At 37.6% G+C, this 16,766-nt stretch carries 19 protein-coding genes and 2 tRNA genes; 11 read left to right on the top strand and 10 right to left on the bottom strand.

The genetic code is table 11. The features are described from left to right. Nucleotides 1-49 precede the first annotated feature (49 nt). From SKC37_RS02910 to SKC37_RS02900, 3 genes are all read left to right on the top strand, one after another. Nucleotides 50-670, top strand: a complete 621-nt coding sequence (locus SKC37_RS02910; RefSeq protein WP_377980022.1) for a pyridoxamine 5'-phosphate oxidase family protein — start codon at nt 50-52, stop codon at nt 668-670. Between the two features lie 76 nt (nt 671-746). Next, nucleotides 747-1,802 carry a hypothetical protein gene (locus tag SKC37_RS02905; protein ID WP_377980021.1) on the top strand — a complete coding sequence of 352 codons (1,056 nt, stop codon included), beginning with the start codon at nt 747-749 and terminating at the stop codon, nt 1,800-1,802. Between the two features lie 16 nt (nt 1,803-1,818). Then, nucleotides 1,819-2,223, top strand: coding sequence for a lysozyme inhibitor LprI family protein (locus SKC37_RS02900; RefSeq protein ID WP_377980020.1), 405 nt, complete (start codon nt 1,819-1,821; stop codon nt 2,221-2,223). 3 nt (nt 2,224-2,226) lie between these two features. Here the strand turns inward: SKC37_RS02900 and SKC37_RS02895 are convergent, their stop codons facing one another. Genes SKC37_RS02895 through SKC37_RS02885 form a run of 3 tightly spaced genes read right to left on the bottom strand, consistent with a single transcriptional unit; the run spans nt 2,227 to nt 5,437 of the window. Beyond that, nucleotides 2,227-3,297 (bottom strand): HNH endonuclease domain-containing protein, encoded by a 1,071-nt coding sequence (locus SKC37_RS02895; protein ID WP_377980019.1) that lies wholly within the window; start codon nt 3,295-3,297, stop codon nt 2,227-2,229. Between the two features lie 15 nt (nt 3,298-3,312). Next, the gene (locus SKC37_RS02890; protein ID WP_377980018.1) at nt 3,313-4,920 is read right to left on the bottom strand and encodes a WD40/YVTN/BNR-like repeat-containing protein; all 1,608 of its coding nucleotides are present in this window, start codon (nt 4,918-4,920) and stop codon (nt 3,313-3,315) included. 10 nt (nt 4,921-4,930) lie between these two features. Then, nucleotides 4,931-5,437 (bottom strand): hypothetical protein, encoded by a 507-nt coding sequence (locus SKC37_RS02885; RefSeq protein WP_377980017.1) that lies wholly within the window; start codon nt 5,435-5,437, stop codon nt 4,931-4,933. Nucleotides 5,438-5,633: 196 nt separating this feature from the next. Between SKC37_RS02885 and SKC37_RS02880 the strand changes: the two genes are divergently transcribed. Further along, nucleotides 5,634-6,029 carry a hypothetical protein gene (locus SKC37_RS02880; RefSeq protein ID WP_377980016.1) on the top strand — a complete coding sequence of 132 codons (396 nt, stop codon included), beginning with the start codon at nt 5,634-5,636 and terminating at the stop codon, nt 6,027-6,029. Between the two features lie 95 nt (nt 6,030-6,124). Here SKC37_RS02880 and SKC37_RS02875 read toward each other — a convergent pair whose 3' ends face one another. From SKC37_RS02875 to SKC37_RS02865, 3 genes are all read right to left on the bottom strand, one after another. Beyond that, nucleotides 6,125-6,781, bottom strand: a complete 657-nt coding sequence (locus SKC37_RS02875) for a hypothetical protein (protein WP_377980015.1) — start codon at nt 6,779-6,781, stop codon at nt 6,125-6,127. 373 nt (nt 6,782-7,154) lie between these two features. Next, nucleotides 7,155-7,553, bottom strand: a complete 399-nt coding sequence (locus SKC37_RS02870) for a hypothetical protein (protein ID WP_377980014.1) — start codon at nt 7,551-7,553, stop codon at nt 7,155-7,157. 82 nt (nt 7,554-7,635) lie between these two features. Then, the gene (locus SKC37_RS02865) at nt 7,636-8,043 is read right to left on the bottom strand and encodes a hypothetical protein (protein WP_377980013.1); all 408 of its coding nucleotides are present in this window, start codon (nt 8,041-8,043) and stop codon (nt 7,636-7,638) included. A 176-nt stretch (nt 8,044-8,219) separates the two neighbouring features. On the opposite strand from SKC37_RS02865, the gene SKC37_RS02860 reads away from it, so the two are divergent. Further along, complete coding sequence (locus SKC37_RS02860; RefSeq protein WP_377980012.1) at nt 8,220-8,657, top strand: hypothetical protein; 438 nt, start codon at nt 8,220-8,222, stop codon at nt 8,655-8,657. Between the two features lie 153 nt (nt 8,658-8,810). On the opposite strand, the gene SKC37_RS02855 is transcribed toward SKC37_RS02860, so the two are convergent. Beyond that, nucleotides 8,811-8,883: transfer RNA gene (locus SKC37_RS02855), tRNA-Lys, on the bottom strand. A 137-nt stretch (nt 8,884-9,020) separates the two neighbouring features. Between SKC37_RS02855 and SKC37_RS02850 the strand changes: the two genes are divergently transcribed. Next, the gene (locus SKC37_RS02850) at nt 9,021-9,758 is read left to right on the top strand and encodes an SH3 domain-containing protein (RefSeq protein WP_377980011.1); all 738 of its coding nucleotides are present in this window, start codon (nt 9,021-9,023) and stop codon (nt 9,756-9,758) included. On the opposite strand, the gene holA is transcribed toward SKC37_RS02850, so the two are convergent. Continuing rightward, nucleotides 9,755-10,801, bottom strand: coding sequence for a DNA polymerase III subunit delta (holA, locus tag SKC37_RS02845; protein WP_377980010.1), 1,047 nt, complete (start codon nt 10,799-10,801; stop codon nt 9,755-9,757). The genes SKC37_RS02850 and holA overlap by 4 nt on opposite strands. A 99-nt stretch (nt 10,802-10,900) precedes the next feature. On the opposite strand from holA, the gene SKC37_RS02840 reads away from it, so the two are divergent. After that, complete coding sequence (locus SKC37_RS02840; protein ID WP_377980009.1) at nt 10,901-11,413, top strand: FKBP-type peptidyl-prolyl cis-trans isomerase; 513 nt, start codon at nt 10,901-10,903, stop codon at nt 11,411-11,413. A gap of 181 nt (nt 11,414-11,594) precedes the next feature. Here the strand turns inward: SKC37_RS02840 and SKC37_RS02835 are convergent, their stop codons facing one another. Continuing rightward, a complete protein-coding gene (locus SKC37_RS02835) occupies nt 11,595-12,053 on the bottom strand; it encodes a deoxycytidylate deaminase (RefSeq protein ID WP_377980008.1) in 459 nt (152 codons plus the stop codon). Between the two features lie 33 nt (nt 12,054-12,086). Next, nucleotides 12,087-12,160, bottom strand: a tRNA-Met gene (locus tag SKC37_RS02830). Between the two features lie 146 nt (nt 12,161-12,306). On the opposite strand from SKC37_RS02830, the gene SKC37_RS02825 reads away from it, so the two are divergent. The 4 genes from SKC37_RS02825 to pnp all read left to right on the top strand — a co-directional run bounded on the left by SKC37_RS02825 (nt 12,307) and on the right by pnp (nt 16,759). Further along, nucleotides 12,307-12,699, top strand: a complete 393-nt coding sequence (locus SKC37_RS02825) for an START-like domain-containing protein (protein ID WP_377980007.1) — start codon at nt 12,307-12,309, stop codon at nt 12,697-12,699. A 1-nt stretch (nt 12,700) separates the two neighbouring features. Next, a complete protein-coding gene (locus tag SKC37_RS02820) occupies nt 12,701-14,140 on the top strand; it encodes an LptF/LptG family permease (protein WP_377980006.1) in 1,440 nt (479 codons plus the stop codon). Between the two features lie 74 nt (nt 14,141-14,214). Continuing rightward, nucleotides 14,215-14,490, top strand: a complete 276-nt coding sequence (rpsO, locus tag SKC37_RS02815) for a 30S ribosomal protein S15 (protein ID WP_377980005.1) — start codon at nt 14,215-14,217, stop codon at nt 14,488-14,490. A 115-nt stretch (nt 14,491-14,605) separates the two neighbouring features. Next, entirely contained in the window at nt 14,606-16,759 is a 2,154-nt protein-coding gene (pnp, locus tag SKC37_RS02810) for a polyribonucleotide nucleotidyltransferase (protein WP_377980004.1), read from the top strand. The last annotated feature ends 7 nt before the right edge of the window (nt 16,760-16,766 follow it).

Below are 16,766 nucleotides of genomic sequence, written 5' to 3'. Positions count from 1 at the left end.
ACGGTGATATTTCCTATTTCAATTTTGGCAAGAAGAGCAAAGAAAAAAAATGAAAGACAACGAACTAATTCGTAAAAATTATACTGAATACAATTTAAACGAATTGGAACAAGATTGCTGGACTAGATTAGTCATAGGAGCCAGTAAAAGCAGAAGTCCTTTTCATACGCCTTGTGTGGCTACTCTAAATAGTGGCGAGGTGAATATGCGGACGGTTGTTTTAAGAAAGACGATCCCTGTAGACAAAGAGTTACGTTTTCACACGGATATCCGAAGTCCCAAATGGAATGAATTATCAATTAATTCCTCCATTAGTGCGCTATTTTATGATTCGGAGGAGCGAATTCAATTACGAGTTAAGGGAAAGGCGGTCTTACATCATACGAATGATATGACGGCCAAAGCCTGGGAAACAACCTCTTTGTCCAGTAGGAAATGTTATTTAACGCACTTTAGCCCATCCAGTTTTTCCGATGGGTCAACCAGCGGCCTTTCTGAAGAAATTGAACAAGAGAATTTTACGCTAGCAGAAAGCGAAGTGGGTTACGAAAACTTTGGCATTGTATCTATCCAAGTACAATCCATTGATTGGTTATGGCTCAACCATGCGGGGCATCGACGCGCATTCTTTGATTATTCCGATGGAAGTTTTCAGTGGATGATACCCTGATCTTTGCGGTAAATTAGCATTATTTTTTTGTGAAATTCATAGCTAATCGTATTTTTGCCCGGTCTATTTAGCTTCTATGAAAGTCCGGTGGGGTTTATTTCTTGCGCTTTTACTTATCTGCTGTCATCTAAAGGCACAAACGGGGATAGGTACAACAATCCCGCATCCATCTGCCAAGCTAGATATCACATCGACTGATAAAGGTTTTTTGCCTCCTAGAATGACAAGTGCTCAAAGAGCGGCCATATCTAGTCCCACAGCGGGATTAATGGTATATCAAACTGACGGTACCGCTGGTTTATATTACTATGGAGGTAGCAGCTGGATATATATCATTAATAGTTCCACGAATGTCTTACCTGTAGCCAATGGAGGTACCGGTGTAAGCACTTCCACCGGATCAGGCAATGTCGTTCTTTCTAACAGTCCTACTTTAGAAACACCCACCATTTCGAGCGGAAATATGCAATACCCATCTTCCATTGTCATAAATCCTACGACCAATGCTAGCAGTAAAAGAGCTGCAATATGGATGGGGAATTGGGGATTATTACAAGATTTTAATGGGGATGGAACACAAAACTTTTCCATGACTCAAAATTACTCAGGTACGTATCCAACCCGATTTTTTATAGATACAGAGGGTAAAGTGGGTATAGGTAATAGCGTACCCACAGAAAAGTTAGAGGTAAGTGGGAATGTGAAAGCTACTAATTTTATTGGAACTGCATCGTCCGCATTATCTGCGCCTACGAATATTTCCTATGGAGAAATTGACGTCCCCCAAAATCTTTCCTTAGCTGCGGGCTTTGTAGATCTTGTGAATATACCCTTACCAAGCGCAGGAAAGTACAAAATCACTTACGTAGTGAGAGCTTCTGTGACCACTTCGAGTACTCTTTCCGTGCTACTTTTAAGAAATGGTGCAAATACGCAGGTATCAGGCACCGAAGCTATGGCGGTATATAATTCAGCTGGTGTTCAAGTCACTTGTACACAGGTTAGTGTTGTGACAACAAATGCTGCAGAAACATATAAATTATCTGTTTGGACGCAGGCAGGAGCAGGAAATTTTAATGCAATAAACGACGGTAATGGTCGTTCGAAAGTACTGTGGGAAAAGTTGAATTAAAATTTTAAAAATGAAAATGAAGAAAACGCTTACCATCTTATTCTTATGCCTATGTTCCTCCATTTCCTATGCTCAATCGCAGTGGGATATGACGATGGAAAGTGATAGAGAATTCAAGAAAGCTGACAAAGAATTAAACGTTGTCTATCAAAAAATCTTAACTAAGTATGCCAAAAACACCGAATTCATCAAAGCCTTGCGTGAATCAGAACGTCTTTGGGTCAAATTCAGATTAGCAGAATTAAACATGCGCTTTCCAGGAACTGATAAAAAATACTATGGAAGTGTTTTACCCATGTGCGTAAATGGACTCGCAGAAAGAATCACCAAGAAAAGAATCGCTGAATTAAAGCAGTGGCTAAAACCGCAAAAAGATGGCGAAGTTTGTACCGGTAGTATCGGAGATACGACGGCAGATTAATGATTAGGCTTTCTGGTAAAATTGAAATCCATTATTACTAGCAATCGTAATTAATGGCTGAACCGTATCTAATAAAGCCTCTTTTTTCAATTCTGCTAAATCAGGTGACAACGGTAAAAAATCCTCTAAGAACTTATTAGATACATCTTTTGATTTAATAACAGTAAAGGCCTTTTCCTGTAATTTATAAAAAGGATCAAAATGGGTAGATATTAAGGGCAATAAATTAGATTTTCTAGAGTTTTCTGATTTATCAATAGGGTATAGGTTCCAAATCAAATCGTGGGAGACAAATGAATAAGGGACAAAATGGTCCAATGAAAAATTCTTTTCTTCTAGACTTAATCGCTTTCCTGTATAAATACAATCAATAGAACCATGTTCTTGAAATACAGTTTTCCAATAGTTATTCGTCTGTCTGCTTAAACTATTTCGCCCAGCTTCTTTGATTAATTTATTCGGGATATCAGGTACATTTGGATTTCTAACTTGTAGATAAAGCGATAAATTCCAATAGCAAAAGTCCTTGATCAATTTGGCATTTGAAATTAAAAAATTAATCCAAATGGGGTTAATCAGAATACTTTCGCGATTCAATGCATACAAACAGTCATTTTCGAACTGTTGAGATTTTGTATAGATATCTGATTTAGAGAGTTTGGGAAACCAGGATGAAAGAAACCAATGCGGAACATTTTCGCCTAATCTATTCAATAATTGTTTTGTTTTCTTATTGTCAGAATAACCCAAAATTGAATTTATTTCCTCTTTAGCCGTATCCATTTTTAAGCGAGGTTCAAGCAAGGTTAAATCTTTAGCAATACACTGCAATTTGTCAGATCCTCCGAAAGACACTTGGAAATAGTTGATTGTATACCACGAATTGCTAATCATTCTGGCGTAAAGAGTGGATTTGGGTATTTCGACTTTTCCTTGCTCCACCAGCTCTACAATAGAAATTAACCAATAAAATTTATAGGATGCCGTTGTTCTATTGAAGACAGAAATCAACTTTTCTACCCCCAATCCTGGATTGTTATGAATGACATGGTTCAATTTAGCGGGACTATTCATTTTATTTATGCGCTTCTACAACACCTTTCTAAAAATTTCTCCTTTCGAGCCTACCGCAAAAACGGTTCCATCTGGTTTAATGGCTAGACTAGTGAATTGTTCTAGCGTATCTGTGGGTTCTTTGAACCAAGAAAGTCCACCATCCACAGTTTTCAATAAGAGACCATTCGTTCCGACGATATACCCTTTCTGGGAATTCATAAATTGGACATCTTTCAGGGTCTCATTCGTGTAGCCGGCGATGGATCTCATGGACCAATTTAGGCCACCATCACCTGATGTGAAGTATTTACCCTCGGAGCCTACTGCATAAGCTTTGGACCCCAAAATATGCATCCCGTACATACTAGCAGCTCCGTCTAGTACTTTTTCAGAAATCGTAGTAGAACCATTCGATAAAAATGTGGACGTAAAAACAGAAACAGTGTAGGTGGTGGGACCTGTTCGGTAAAGACTTCCGCCAATCAATACGTTTCCAGCAGTATTCATAGCGCCACAATTAAATCCAAAAATGCTGGGGGCGCTTCTTTTAGACCAATTCGCGCCTCCATCTGACGAAAAGGAAATGGCACCTGAAATTTGAGACGCATTAGGATAGGCATTGAAAATAAAACTAACGGCGTTATTACCCGAAGTAAAAATCCCTGTAACGCGCAAGGCTTCATTGCCACTCCATTCCTTTGCGACTTGTGACCAATTTAACCCACCATCGGTCGTTTTATAGACATATGCATAGTACTGATCATTCCCACCCGCATAGCCAAGATTCTCATTTTCAAAATGTATGCTGGTGAAATTGACGGACGAACTTTCCCTGATTTTGATCCATGTATCGCCCCCGTTAATAGTCTTCAAAATGACTTTATTCCCCGCAATAAATCCAATAGTATTCGAGATGAATTGAACCTGATGTAAATCTTCGGTGGTAGGCATAGGCGTCGTGAAAGAAAGCTCCTTGCCATACGCTACACCATTGCCATTTTTTGCATAGGCGCGTACATAATACCGCGTATTTTGTTTTAAGCCCAAAATAGCAGAATTCACATTCCCTATCGCCACTCCATCTGTTGTTTTATCATTAGCCACCGTTGGATTTGTCGTGGTAGACCAGCAAACACCTCTTTGTTCTAAGGGACTTGCCCCCACAGCTACCACCGTAGAAAGGACTTGTGCATTTGACGTAGTAATGGCTGAAATTTCATTGGTGGTCACAGTAGGCAACAAGGAATTTGTCGTAAACTCTAAATGCTCGCCATAGGCCGTATCTTTTACACTAATCGCATACGATCGAACATAATATTTGGTTTCAGAATTCAGCCCATCTAACGTGATTTGAAAGCTTCCCAAAACAGCACTAGCCGCTTTTACTTTAATATTCTTAACGGTTGGATAGGGGATAGTGGCATAACAAACACCCCTTTCCAATAAATCAAATCCACCTGCTGAATTGACTGTGCCACCACAAATAGCGCTAGTATAGGTAATTGCAGTCACCGGCGAACTAGTTATACTAATTTTAGAAGCCTGATCCGCATTTACATCTTCCACCGGTTTACATGAATGCAAGAAAAGAGCTAGAAAAAGTACAACTAATAGCTGTATGGTGTTGGTTATTTTTGACATAAACATTTGATTAATAATCTTTTGCTCCCCAAGTAATTTTCAATGTAGATAAATCCAATATACCAGACTGCCACCAACGCCCTCTTTTAGGACCAGTAAAGCTGACACTCGTTCGATAACATTTTAATTTATTATAACTCGTAAGCTCTTGTGCTACAAATTGATAAAGTGTAATCTTTTTCGTTTTCCGATCAAAAAACAAGCTTTGTCCAGCTCCTCCCATTGTATTGCTATAGGCAATAATGGCATATTGGGAGTTAACCAAGAGAATAAATGAAACATCCTCTGCTCCCCAACTGATATTATTTTCATTATTAGTCTGATTCACCTGGTCTAAATCAAAATCTTTAAACCAAAAGTCCCCATTATATGATTCTCCCATTTTAAAATTGGAAACTTCATTTTTGAAAACCTTAAATTCCGTTGATTTAACAAACCGCCCGATCTGCGCGTTTGAATGGAATGTAAGTAGAAAGAATACTAGTGCGAAAAGCAAAAATATTTTATGCGATTTCATAGAATTGAATAAAGAATTAATGTTTTCGTTCAAGTTAATTCGATATCTGAGCATGTCCAAAAAAAAATCACTTAACTATTTATTTTGCGGTAAGTTATTTTTATTTAGCGTTGATTAGCATAATTAATATGCATTTAGTTCTACCAATTTTAGCTTTTTTGCCTAATTTGAAAAATCAATAAATACCAATAACAATATGGCTGAAGTAACAACTGAAAAATGGATTGAATTAATTGAAAATCTAGTCTCAAACTTTGATCCCACACCCACCTTAGTTAATAGCAATTTCCCATTGAGATGGGAATCTAATCTATTTATTACTGATTACGATTTTGAGACCAATTATTTAGAACTTAACCAAAATGAAGAATGTGCTTCCGGTGAGTTTTTGAAATCCGTAGGATCCGCGGTTGTGCTAAATAAGGAAGAGGATGGATCTTTTGAATTTTGGGATGGAGCCTATATGATCGAATCACATGCTTGGTGCCGTCAACTTAATATGAATGAGAATTTTCCAAGTTTTTCTCTCTTACAGGAGAAATTCAGTTCACAAGATGAGCTGATTGCTTTTTTACTTGAAACTTATGGTTAGGGTTTTGATTTACTTTCAATAACCCAAAAAGCCTCAGATATCTTTGAGGCTTTTTGGGTAAATGTTAAATATAAGCATTGGAAGTGTTTGATAATCTAGAAGATCCTCAGCAATCCTAGTACCCAGCCCTCCATATTTTGATTTTTTATTTTACACCAAACATTGTATTCACTCTCATCGGTGTCCTCCAACTTTTCCATTTCTCCAATTTCAACTAATTTAAATCCTTTTTTACCCAAATCTAAATCACGTGCCAAAACCGTAGATTTTTTGTCGGAATTCAAATAGATAGTTAACTGTTTATCCTCAAATAAATCCTTTTTCTTAACCGGCACCCTTTCTCCTCCCATTGGAGAATCTACAATTGAAACATAACTACCAAGGATTTTCATTTTGAAATTTTGTTCAGCTTTATCAATAAAACTATAGGCTTTGCCAATAACAGTATTTCCATTTTTTGTTCCTGTAAAATATAACTCTTGCATACCTTGAGCGGCCCATCCATAATATCCACGGATTAAATCTCCATCAGTTTGAAAAACAACTAGGTTGGCTAAAACAGATGGATTATTCATTCCAACAATTATATCCTTTTGAGAATAATAGGTAGAAATCCCAGATGTGGGCTGGATTGGAGTTGGGGTTTGAATTGTAGATTTAGCTTTGGATTTAGTATTAGTTTGAGCATTTAAACTACCAATTAACACTAAAGAACAAAAAAGAAGAAGAGTGAAAGCCTTTAAGTTTTTCATAATTATTACGTTTATTTTTCTCCAATTTAATATAAAATTTCAAACGAAATACATTGATCTCAACCCAAAATTTCTCTTAAAGAATGCCAACAAAAAGGCTAACCATTAAATAAATAATTGCTCAGTATTTTGATTCTTTTTATAAATTTTCGAGTGAGAACAAATTTTAAAAAGAGCAAGAAATATTTATAAGTGCTCAAGCTAACTTACCTAACCAAGCATACGTAATCATAAAAATTTATCGATTTTATAGAGAACAAAAAAAGAAACTTAAAATTAAATCATTGGTAAATGGAAAAGCCTCAGATGACACTGAGGCTTTTCTAGTAAGACAAAATAAGTTATGAACTAACTAATTGATATTTAATATTAATTAGTTAGTTGACATTGGTAATACACGAAGTGTATTAAGGTTTTCATCACAGTAATGAACATCAACTTGCTGGCCATTAAATACTCCTGCAGAAATTTCTGATGCTAATGCCTTACCTAATTCAGTATATTCCTGATCTTGTTCTATACCTTTTTTTACTACCATTCTAAATTCGTAAGTGGTACCGCTTTTATTTAATTGTACGGTTTTTTCACCACCATCAGCAAATTCACTACTAATTAAAAAGCTACCTAAAGAGTCCGCTTCTGCTTCTGTAACCGCAGAGGTATAAAATAATTGTACTCCATTAAAGTTCTTTTCTTTATCTCCTGAATCACAACTAACTAGAGTTAAAGAAGTAAAAAGAATTGACGCCAAAATTGTTATTAATTTCTTCATAATGCATTGCGTAGTCGCCACTTTTGTTTTTTTAAAAATATTTATTCACTTTTTTATTGAAAGGTCTTTTTTTTCAAAACAACTATTTAAAAATTGAATTGATCATCCATTGCGACTTTTGCTTGCCTGTTCTTTTGGGAATATCACCATCATAACTCAGTACTTCAGTCTTTCTAAACTCTAATATGGCTTTATAAGTTTTACCTATAATTTTAGAATCACTTTCATCATTATTTTCATAGGATTCTAGAATTTCGTCCATAACTGCATCGTACTTAGATTTTTTATCTATATTTTCAAACGTATAAATCTTCCCAGAAGAAATGTCTTTAAATTCAATTTCACAAACATCAGAACCGCATGCATACGATTGCAATTTAAATGTAACGACTTTCTTAGTTCCTAAGGTTTGTGCTTGACAAACATCTGCTGAAAATAATGTAAACAAACTAATTAATACAATCCCAGCAATCTTGTTGAAATTTTTCATACTATATACGTTTAATTTTCTTCTAATTTAACAGAAAATTTCAAACTAAATACATTCATCTCAACCCAAGATTTCTCATAAAGAATGACAAAAAAAAGGCTGACCATTAAATAAATATTTTATTGACAATTTTCAAATTTTCCATAAATTTTCAGAGAAAATAACTTTATAAAAAAATGAAAAAATATTTATTCACACTACTATTAATCGGCACAATTCTAGACTCATTTTCTCAAAATTTAGAAAATGGGGTTTATATATATCAAAATAAAACACATGATTTCGTAATTGATAACTCCCCAGAAAAAATTCAAATTGTGGTAATTAATAAAAAATTATATCTATCACAAAATGGTGTTGCTGAACAAAGAGTTGCGCCTAGATATAGTGATACGCCAGGGAAGATTTGGTACGAATTCCAGACAGATTCTTGCAATTACGATTTTGATATCACAAAAACTAAACTCACATTAAATTCATTTGACTGCAAGAATGGAAAAAAAAGTACTAAAATGGTATTCTTGAAGAAAAGTTTTTCCTCTCGTGCAAACATTGAAGCTTATCGTAAGAAATTTCTTCTAGAACAATTGAAAAAAGAGGGTAAAATTAAATAGGGAATGAGAGTTCGTTTATAACATATATAAACGTAATTCTAAGTAATGACTATAATATTACCTACTATATTGATAGAAATCCAACTACCATATTGCCCATAAGCAAAAAAACACTGTCCATATTAAAATAGACAGTGTTTTTATTTTTAGAAGTGATCCCGCTGGGATTCGAACCCAGGACCCATACATTAAAAGTGTATTGCTCTACCAACTGAGCTACGGAATCATTCAATCCGAAGATTGTATATGTAAAATGGTTCACTCTGGAACCGAATGGAAGTTCAACCACTGGCTGACCTTCGTTTGCAAAAGAGTAACTTTTTCCCCTTATTGCGGTGCAAAACTAGCACCCTTTTTTAAATAATGCAAGTCATTCGTCTAAATAAAATTACATTTCTCGTTATTTTTCTTTTGGCTTTTGGACAAAGGGCTTATAGCCAAATAGATAGAAATCAACTCCCATTAGCAGATTCTTTGTTTAAAGCGAATAGACTTTTATCTGCAGAGAAAATTTACGTGTCTCATTTAAAGACCAAACCCAGCGAATCTGAAAATATTAAGTTAAAACTGGCCTATATCGCAAAAGCAAAAAATGACTGGTTAAAAGAATTATACTATTTATCTAGTATACAAGCGACGAATGCGCGGCCTGAAATATCAAAGCGTTTGGAAGAAATAGGAGAGAAGCAGGGCTTGAATGGCTTCAAAATGAGTATTTGGGATCAAATCTACTGGCTTTATTTCAAATACTTTCCATTCATTTTAGGGTTCTTGCTATTACTTGCACTGTATGGTGCGGGAATTTTGACATACTCCATTTTCACTAAAAAAGAGATCCGAACCAGTCAATTCACCTATTTGATCCTCTATATTGGCTTTATTGCCCTATTTGCAAACTTTCCGGGCTTTTTAAATTATGGGATTATAACCAAAGAGAAATCTTACATGCGCGACTTCCCCTCCTCTGCCGCGCCAGTGGAGCGATTGTTAAAAAAGGGAAATCGGATTAATTATTGGTTTACCCGTGATATTTGGGTGTACAGTCTAATTGAGAATCAGCAAGGCTATGTTAAAGAAGACGACTTTTTGCCTATTAACTAGAGGTGCAAGATTTGGAAACTTAAGTCCAAAATGATTTCGCGATCTGTCTCTGCACTGCCGATAACTCCTTTTACTTTTAAATCTGCATTTTTTATCGCCTCGATGATGCGAACGACTTTCGCTAAAGGGTAATTTCTCGCGGCTGTCGTGTAATCACGCACGAAATAAGGATTTACCCCAATCAGCTTTGCAATCTCTCCATCGGAAACATTCCCCACATCGTGCACCTGCAATACCTTAGAAAAGAAGTTAAATAACAAGACAAGCATAGGTGCGGCAGGATTCTGCTTCGCGTTTTCAGCAAAATGAAAAGCAATTTTCTGTGCTTTTTCGGTATTTCGCTGGATGATGGCTTTTTGGAACTCAAAATAATTGTATTCCCGGCTAATCCCGATGTATTTTTCCACCTCCGCAGAACCCACCTCAGCACCAGCAGGCACATTCACTGCTAATTTATCTGCTTCGTGCGCCATTCTAGACAAATCCGCACCTACGTAAGAAACCATCAATTCGACGGTAGAGGGCTGAATTTTGATCCCTTTTTGGCCCAAATAATCTACCAACCAAGCTCCCAATTTATCTTCTGAGACCTTTTTCGAAGTCACAATCACGCCGTGCTTTACCAAGGCAGCAAACACCTTAGATTTATCAGAAAGCAAAGATTTAACGGTCAAAACGAGTAGGGTAGAGGGCGTCGGATTTGCACAATAATCTTCCCAAACCTTTAAATCATCATCTTTGGACTTCGCATTTTCCTTAGCTTTGGCCATCGCCTCAATAAACGCCGCCTCTTTCACAATCACCACCTGCCGCTCCGCCATCATGGGATATCGACGCGCATTCGAAATGATAGAACCCAAACTGTGGTCCTTTCCAAAAAGAACAAATTGATTAAAACTTTGTTGATCCTCCGGCAAAACCTGCTTTTCAAAAGCATCCACCAGTTGATCAATCAAATAGGGCTCATCACCATGCAACAAATAAATAGGAGCCAGTTTTTTCTGCTTAATATCCTTTAAAACCTCTTGAGCGCTTTGTTGCATGTATAAAAATTATTTAAACAAAAATAGGCAAAACCAAAGGTATGGAAAAATATCTCAAGTATTTCCCGTAGGTTTGCAGGCAAAAAAACAGCTCAAACCATGCCAATTGCAAAAAATAACGTCGTATTCATCTCCTATCAATTAGCTTTCCCAGATGAAGATGGACAGCCAGATGTCGTAGAAATCGTAGATGAAAAAGAACCAATGGTCTTTATTCATGGCCTTAGTGGCCTACCAGAAGCGTTTGAAAAAAACCTTTTAGGCCTAAATGAGGGTGATACATTTGATTTCAGCATTTCTGCTGAGGACGCTTACGGTAACATAGATCCTAACGCGATCATCCAATTGCCAAAATCTATTTTCCAAGCTGAGGGCCAATCGGCAGACGATATCCTTCAAATCGGAAACTTTATCCCTATGACGGACGACCAAGGAAACCGCATGCAGGGTTTAGTCGTTTCCATCGAAGGAGAAACAGTCACTATGGACTTCAACCATCCATTAGCGGAGAAAACCTTAATGTTCCAAGGAAAGATCTTAAAAATAAGAGAAGCTACCCTAGAAGAACTTGCCCACGGCCATGTGCATGGGGAGGGTGGAGTGCATCATTAAAACAAAAGTGGCTTTCAGCTTTAAAGAATAAAGCACAAAGCATAAAGAATAAAGATTGTATCGCCTACGGCGATGAGTATATGAAGTGTTTTTAACTAAAATCATCAAAAAAGGGGCTATCGCCCCTTTTTTGATTCCACCTTTATTCTTTGTGCTCTATTCTTTATGCTTTAAAATAAGATTACAAATCTGAATAGGCAACGACCTCCACCCCAAACTTCCGCAAGAAATCAACTCCCTCGTCCGATGCCAAGCCCTTGTAGGCCGCATAGGAATTCAAGAAGACTACTTTCTTGATTTTCATGCTGTAAATAATACGTGCACAAGAGATGCATGGGGATAAGGTTACATAAATAGTAGAGCCCTCCACGGATACACCATTTTTGGAGGCATATAAAATAGCATTTTGCTCAGCGTGCAAGGCTAAAGAACAACTGCCTTTTGAATCGCGTGGGCAGCCTTCCTCGCCAAATTCATCGTCACAATTGTGGGTTCCTGCCGGAGGTCCATTGTAACCGATCGAAATAATACGGGTATCTTTAGTTAATACGCAACCCACTTGAGCACGGGTGCAATGAGAACGAAGCGCCAGATTCTGAGCCAGTTCCATAAAGATTACATCAAACGAGGGCTTTTTCATAGGCATAAAAAAATCCCATAAAGGGATTTCTAGTAGCGGGGAGCAGAATCGAACTGCCGACCTTTGGGTTATGAATCCAACGCTCTAACCATCTGAGCTACCCCGCCAAATTATGGTGCAAAGGTAAGCGTTCCGACTGTAGAACACAAATATTTTCACAATACTTATTAATTTTGCGCAGGATTTGGGATTTAGCCGAGAGTTAATACCTTTGTTCACAGGTAGTTTTACAGGTAATTTAATCTACAACTTTATGTCACAAACTCCATATACATTTGAATATGAGATAAAAGCGTCACCTAAGGTGCTTTATCCTTACTTGAGTAGTCCATCCGGATTACAACAATGGTTTGCTGACAAAGTTATTGTTCGCGGAAGCTCTGAATTGCACTTTTATTGGGATAATGAGAACCATCCAGCTTTGGTTTTACCAGGAAAGGCGAATAAGTCAGTTAAATTTGATTTCAAAAGAGGCGATTCTGAACCCGGAAAGCACATCATAGAACTAAGCCTAGATGTAAGTGAGGTTTCCAATACCACCTATTTATCCATCATTGATGGAGCATCTACCTTTAAAACAGATGCTGACGCAGAAGAATTATGGGATTATCTAATCGATAAGCTGAAAGAAATCGTAGGAAGTTAAGATGCGTAAAATTGACAAATTAGTACTTCAGGCGTTTTTTGGACCATTTTCTTTGACACTTCTCGTTGTCATCTTCATTTTCCTATTGCGTTTAGTATTGTTTTACTTTGCTGATTTATTTGGCAAAGATTTAGGCGCATTTGTCTACGTAGAGCTGTTTTTTTACTTCTCGTTAATTACGATTCCGTTAGCCTTGCCTTTAGCGGTATTGCTTTCTTCCTTGATGACTTTTGGGAAATTAGGGGAGAACTTCGAATTAACGGCCTTAAAGAGTGCAGGGATATCCATTTTCCGCATCATGCGTCCTATTTTAGTGTCCACTCTGTTTTTGAGCCTCTTTATGTTTTGGTTCATGAACGTGGCATTACCTTGGGCCAATATCAAAGGTTGGAGTCTTTTGTATGATATTAAGACGACAAAAACGACTTTAAATATTAAAGAGGGTATTTTTTACACCGATTTGACAGGTTATTCGATCAAAGTAGGGAAGAAGTACCCGGATAATAAGACTTTAAAGAACCTGATTATCTACGACCATACGCACAATGATGGTAATCGACATGTGACTTTAGCAGATTCAGCCTTGATGTATACTATTCTGAACAAACGCTATTTAATTTTTGAACTCTTTAATGGAAAAGATTACTTAGAAGATGCGGATCAAGGTTCGGTAGTGAATCCCACGGAATTAGCAGTACATGAATTCAAGAAGAGTAAGGTAGTGATGTCGCTGGCAGTATTTGACCTCCAAAAAACGGATGAGCAACAATTCGCCCACCACGAAATCATGCGGAACAATAATCAGTTAGCAGATGATGCAGATTCTCTGGAAAATTCAATTGACAGAGTAAAAAGTGGATTTTTCAAGTCTTCAGCTATTAATTTCCTATACCATGTCACTCCAGTAAAGAAAACATTGCAGTTCTTTAAAAATACAGATTGGATCAAACCTCGTTTAAAGAAAGGACTAGCAGCTAAAAATCCGGTACCATATGATTTAGCTGCGCAGCAGGCAAAAAACATGAAGACCGCTGGCGAAACGAATAAGGCCATTTTAGAGGATTTTGAATCAAAATTGAATAAAACGAATTTAGAATGGCACCACAAGTTCACGAATGCGATTGCCATATTAGTGATGTTCTTGATAGGGGCTCCTTTGGGGGCAATTATTAAGAAAGGAGGGTTTGGTGTTCCAGTCGTAGTAGCAGTCTCATTTTTCATATTATTGTATATCCTAACACAGCAAGGGGATAAGATGGCCAAAGAGGGTGCTATTATCCTACAAGTGGGGGCGTGGCTAGCTAATGGGATTCTAGCGCTAATAGGAGCTTACTTCCTAAAGATCGCCTTAGCCGATTCTCGCTTGTTCGAAACGGATTTCTACCGCGTGATTTGGGATAGACTAAAAAGCAAACTAGGCCGTGTAAAAACAGAAGCCTAGAACATTTGTTTCTTAGCACGAAAAAGAGTACTTTTGCAAATTCAATAAATATTTTAAACTTAAACTGGTAAAAGATGTATTTGTCACCTGAGAAAAAACAAGAAATTTTCGAAACTAAAGGGAAAGCAAAGTCTAAAATCGATACTGGTTCTTCTGAATCGCAAATTGCGTTATTCACTTACAGAATCAACTATCTGACTGAGCACTTGAAGAAAAACAAGAAAGACCATAGCACACGCTTAGGACTTTTGAAATTAGTAGGTAAGCGTCGTAGCTTATTAGATTACTTAACTCGTACCGACATCACACGTTACCGTGCGATCATCGCGGAATTAGGTATTCGTAAATAAAAAAATCAGGGCTTCATTTCGATGGAGCCCTATTTTATTCCCCCGCTGTAAACGTTTGAATCGTTCAAACAAAACTTAAATCACGCGAGGTTGCGTGAAATTTATTCAGAAACGTATGTCATTTAACATCATTACAAAGCATATTTCAATGCCTGACGGCAAAGAAGTCTCGATTGAAACAGGCAAATTAGCCAAGCAAGCGGACGGATCAGTCGTAGTCAAATCAGGAAATATGATGTTGTTAGCTACTGTAGTGGCTAACAAGGAGGCCAAAGAAGGAGTTGATTTCCTTCCTTTATCAGTAGACTATCAAGAAAAATTTGCGTCCAATGGACGTATCCCTGGAAGTTTCTTAAAAAGAGAGGCACGCCTTTCAGATTATGAAATTTTGATCTCTCGTTTAGTAGACCGCGCTTTGCGTCCTACTTTCCCAGATGATTACCATGCAGATGTTCAAGTATTAATCAACTTGATCTCAGCAGATTCAGAAGTATTACCAGATGCATTTGTCGGTTTAGCGGCAGCTGCAGCTTTAGCCGTATCCGATATTCCATTCAATGGTCCTATCTCAGAAGTTCGTGTAGCGAAAATCAACGGTGAATATAAAGTAAACCCAAGCGTTAGCGAATTAGCAGGTGCTTCCTTAGAATTATTAGTGGCGGCTAACGCAAACGATATTTTGATGGTAGAAGGCGAAGGAGACGAAGTTTCTGAAACTGAAATGCTAGAAGCTTTACGTATTGCTCACGACGCAATCAAAATCCAATGCGCTGCATTGAACGAATTGACTGTCGCTTGTGGCAAAACAGAAAAACGTACGTATTCACACGAAACACACGATGAAGAATTGCGTGCTGAATTGTGGAAAAACTACTACGAGAAATATTTAGCCGTAGCTAAATTAGCGAATCCGAAGAAAGACGAGCGTAAAGCTGGTTTCAAAGCGATCGTTGATGAATTCATCGCTTCTTTACCAGAAGATCACACGGTGAGCATCGGTTTAGCAAAACATTATTTACACGATATTGAAAAAGAGGCTGCTCGTCAATTAGTATTGCAAGAGCGCTATCGTTTAGATGGTCGTAAATTGAATGAAATCCGTCAAATCACATGTGAAGTAGATTATTTACCTACTCCTCACGGTTCGTCAGTTTTCACTCGTGGTGAAACTCAATCATTAACTACCGTTACATTAGGTACGAAAATGGATGAGCAAATCATCGACCAACCGATGTCTCAAGGGTACAACAAGTTTATGTTGCACTATAACTTCCCAGGCTTCTCAACAGGTGAGGTTAAACCAAACCGTGGGGTAGGTCGTCGTGAAGTAGGTCACGGAAACTTAGCCATGCGTGCGATTAAGAAGGTTTTACCTAAAATGGAAGACTTCCCTTATACGTTACGTATCGTTTCTGATATCCTAGAATCAAACGGTTCGTCTTCGATGGCGACAGTTTGCGCAGGTACTTTGGCCTTAATGGACGCAGGTGTAAAAATCAAAGCTCCAGTGTCAGGTATCGCGATGGGATTAATTTCTGATCCTAAAACAGGTAAATACGCTGTATTATCTGATATCTTAGGTGATGAAGATCACTTAGGCGATATGGACTTTAAGGTAACAGGTACTGAAAACGGTATCACTGCTTGCCAAATGGACATCAAAGTTCAAGGTTTATCTTACGAAGTATTAGCGGAAGCGTTAACTCAAGCGAAAGAAGGTCGTTTACACATCTTAAACGAGATGAAGAAAGCGATGCCAGCCGTGAGAGAAGATTTCAAACCTCAAACTCCTCGTGCAACGGTTATCAAGATTATGAAAGACCAAATCGGATCCGTAATCGGACCAGGTGGTAAAGTCGTTCAAGATATCCAAAAACAATCAGGTGCAACCGTTACCATCGAAGAAAAAGAAGACGGCGGATACGTAAGTATCTTCTCTTCTAACGGAGATGCCATGGCGAAAGCGGTAAGTATGGTTCGCGGAATCGTTACTTTACCGGAAGTAGGAGAGGTTTATGAAGGAAAAGTGAAGAATATTCAAGCATTTGGAGCTTTTGTGGAATTTTTACCGGGTAAAGATGGTTTATTACATATCTCTGAGATTTCATGGGATCGCATCGACACGATGGACGGTGTTTTCAAAGAAGGAGATAAAATCAAGGTTAAATTAGTCGAGGTAGATAAGAAAACGGGCAAATTCCGTTTATCTGCTAAGGTTCTTTTACCTAAGCCAGAAAAGCCAGAAGCTCCAGCTATTTCAGCTGAATAATTAAAAT

Source organism: Aquirufa esocilacus, from assembly GCF_042715595.1.
Classification (GTDB): Bacteria; Bacteroidota; Bacteroidia; order Cytophagales; family Spirosomataceae; genus Aquirufa; species Aquirufa esocilacus.
The sequence above is the reverse complement of the archived record's forward strand: the minus strand, read 5'-3'. Positions and strand labels throughout refer to the sequence as shown.

Excerpts from the sequence above, each read along its gene's own strand:
- SKC37_RS02910 (WP_377980022.1), top strand. The coding sequence starts at position 50 with ATGAAAGACAACGAACTAATTCGTAAAAATTATACTGAATACAATTTA.
- SKC37_RS02905 (WP_377980021.1), top strand. The coding sequence starts at position 747 with ATGAAAGTCCGGTGGGGTTTATTTCTTGCGCTTTTACTTATCTGCTGT.
- SKC37_RS02900 (WP_377980020.1), top strand. The coding sequence starts at position 1,819 with ATGAAGAAAACGCTTACCATCTTATTCTTATGCCTATGTTCCTCCATT.
- SKC37_RS02895 (WP_377980019.1), bottom strand. The coding sequence starts at position 3,297 with ATGAATAGTCCCGCTAAATTGAACCATGTCATTCATAACAATCCAGGA.
- SKC37_RS02890 (WP_377980018.1), bottom strand. The coding sequence starts at position 4,920 with ATGTCAAAAATAACCAACACCATACAGCTATTAGTTGTACTTTTTCTA.
- SKC37_RS02885 (WP_377980017.1), bottom strand. The coding sequence starts at position 5,437 with ATGAAATCGCATAAAATATTTTTGCTTTTCGCACTAGTATTCTTTCTA.
- SKC37_RS02880 (WP_377980016.1), top strand. The coding sequence starts at position 5,634 with ATGGCTGAAGTAACAACTGAAAAATGGATTGAATTAATTGAAAATCTA.
- SKC37_RS02875 (WP_377980015.1), bottom strand. The coding sequence starts at position 6,781 with ATGAAAAACTTAAAGGCTTTCACTCTTCTTCTTTTTTGTTCTTTAGTG.
- SKC37_RS02870 (WP_377980014.1), bottom strand. The coding sequence starts at position 7,553 with ATGAAGAAATTAATAACAATTTTGGCGTCAATTCTTTTTACTTCTTTA.
- SKC37_RS02865 (WP_377980013.1), bottom strand. The coding sequence starts at position 8,043 with ATGAAAAATTTCAACAAGATTGCTGGGATTGTATTAATTAGTTTGTTT.
- SKC37_RS02860 (WP_377980012.1), top strand. The coding sequence starts at position 8,220 with ATGAAAAAATATTTATTCACACTACTATTAATCGGCACAATTCTAGAC.
- SKC37_RS02850 (WP_377980011.1), top strand. The coding sequence starts at position 9,021 with ATGCAAGTCATTCGTCTAAATAAAATTACATTTCTCGTTATTTTTCTT.
- holA (WP_377980010.1), bottom strand. The coding sequence starts at position 10,801 with ATGCAACAAAGCGCTCAAGAGGTTTTAAAGGATATTAAGCAGAAAAAA.
- SKC37_RS02840 (WP_377980009.1), top strand. The coding sequence starts at position 10,901 with ATGCCAATTGCAAAAAATAACGTCGTATTCATCTCCTATCAATTAGCT.
- SKC37_RS02835 (WP_377980008.1), bottom strand. The coding sequence starts at position 12,053 with ATGAAAAAGCCCTCGTTTGATGTAATCTTTATGGAACTGGCTCAGAAT.
- SKC37_RS02825 (WP_377980007.1), top strand. The coding sequence starts at position 12,307 with ATGTCACAAACTCCATATACATTTGAATATGAGATAAAAGCGTCACCT.
- SKC37_RS02820 (WP_377980006.1), top strand. The coding sequence starts at position 12,701 with ATGCGTAAAATTGACAAATTAGTACTTCAGGCGTTTTTTGGACCATTT.
- rpsO (WP_377980005.1), top strand. The coding sequence starts at position 14,215 with ATGTATTTGTCACCTGAGAAAAAACAAGAAATTTTCGAAACTAAAGGG.
- pnp (WP_377980004.1), top strand. The coding sequence starts at position 14,606 with ATGTCATTTAACATCATTACAAAGCATATTTCAATGCCTGACGGCAAA.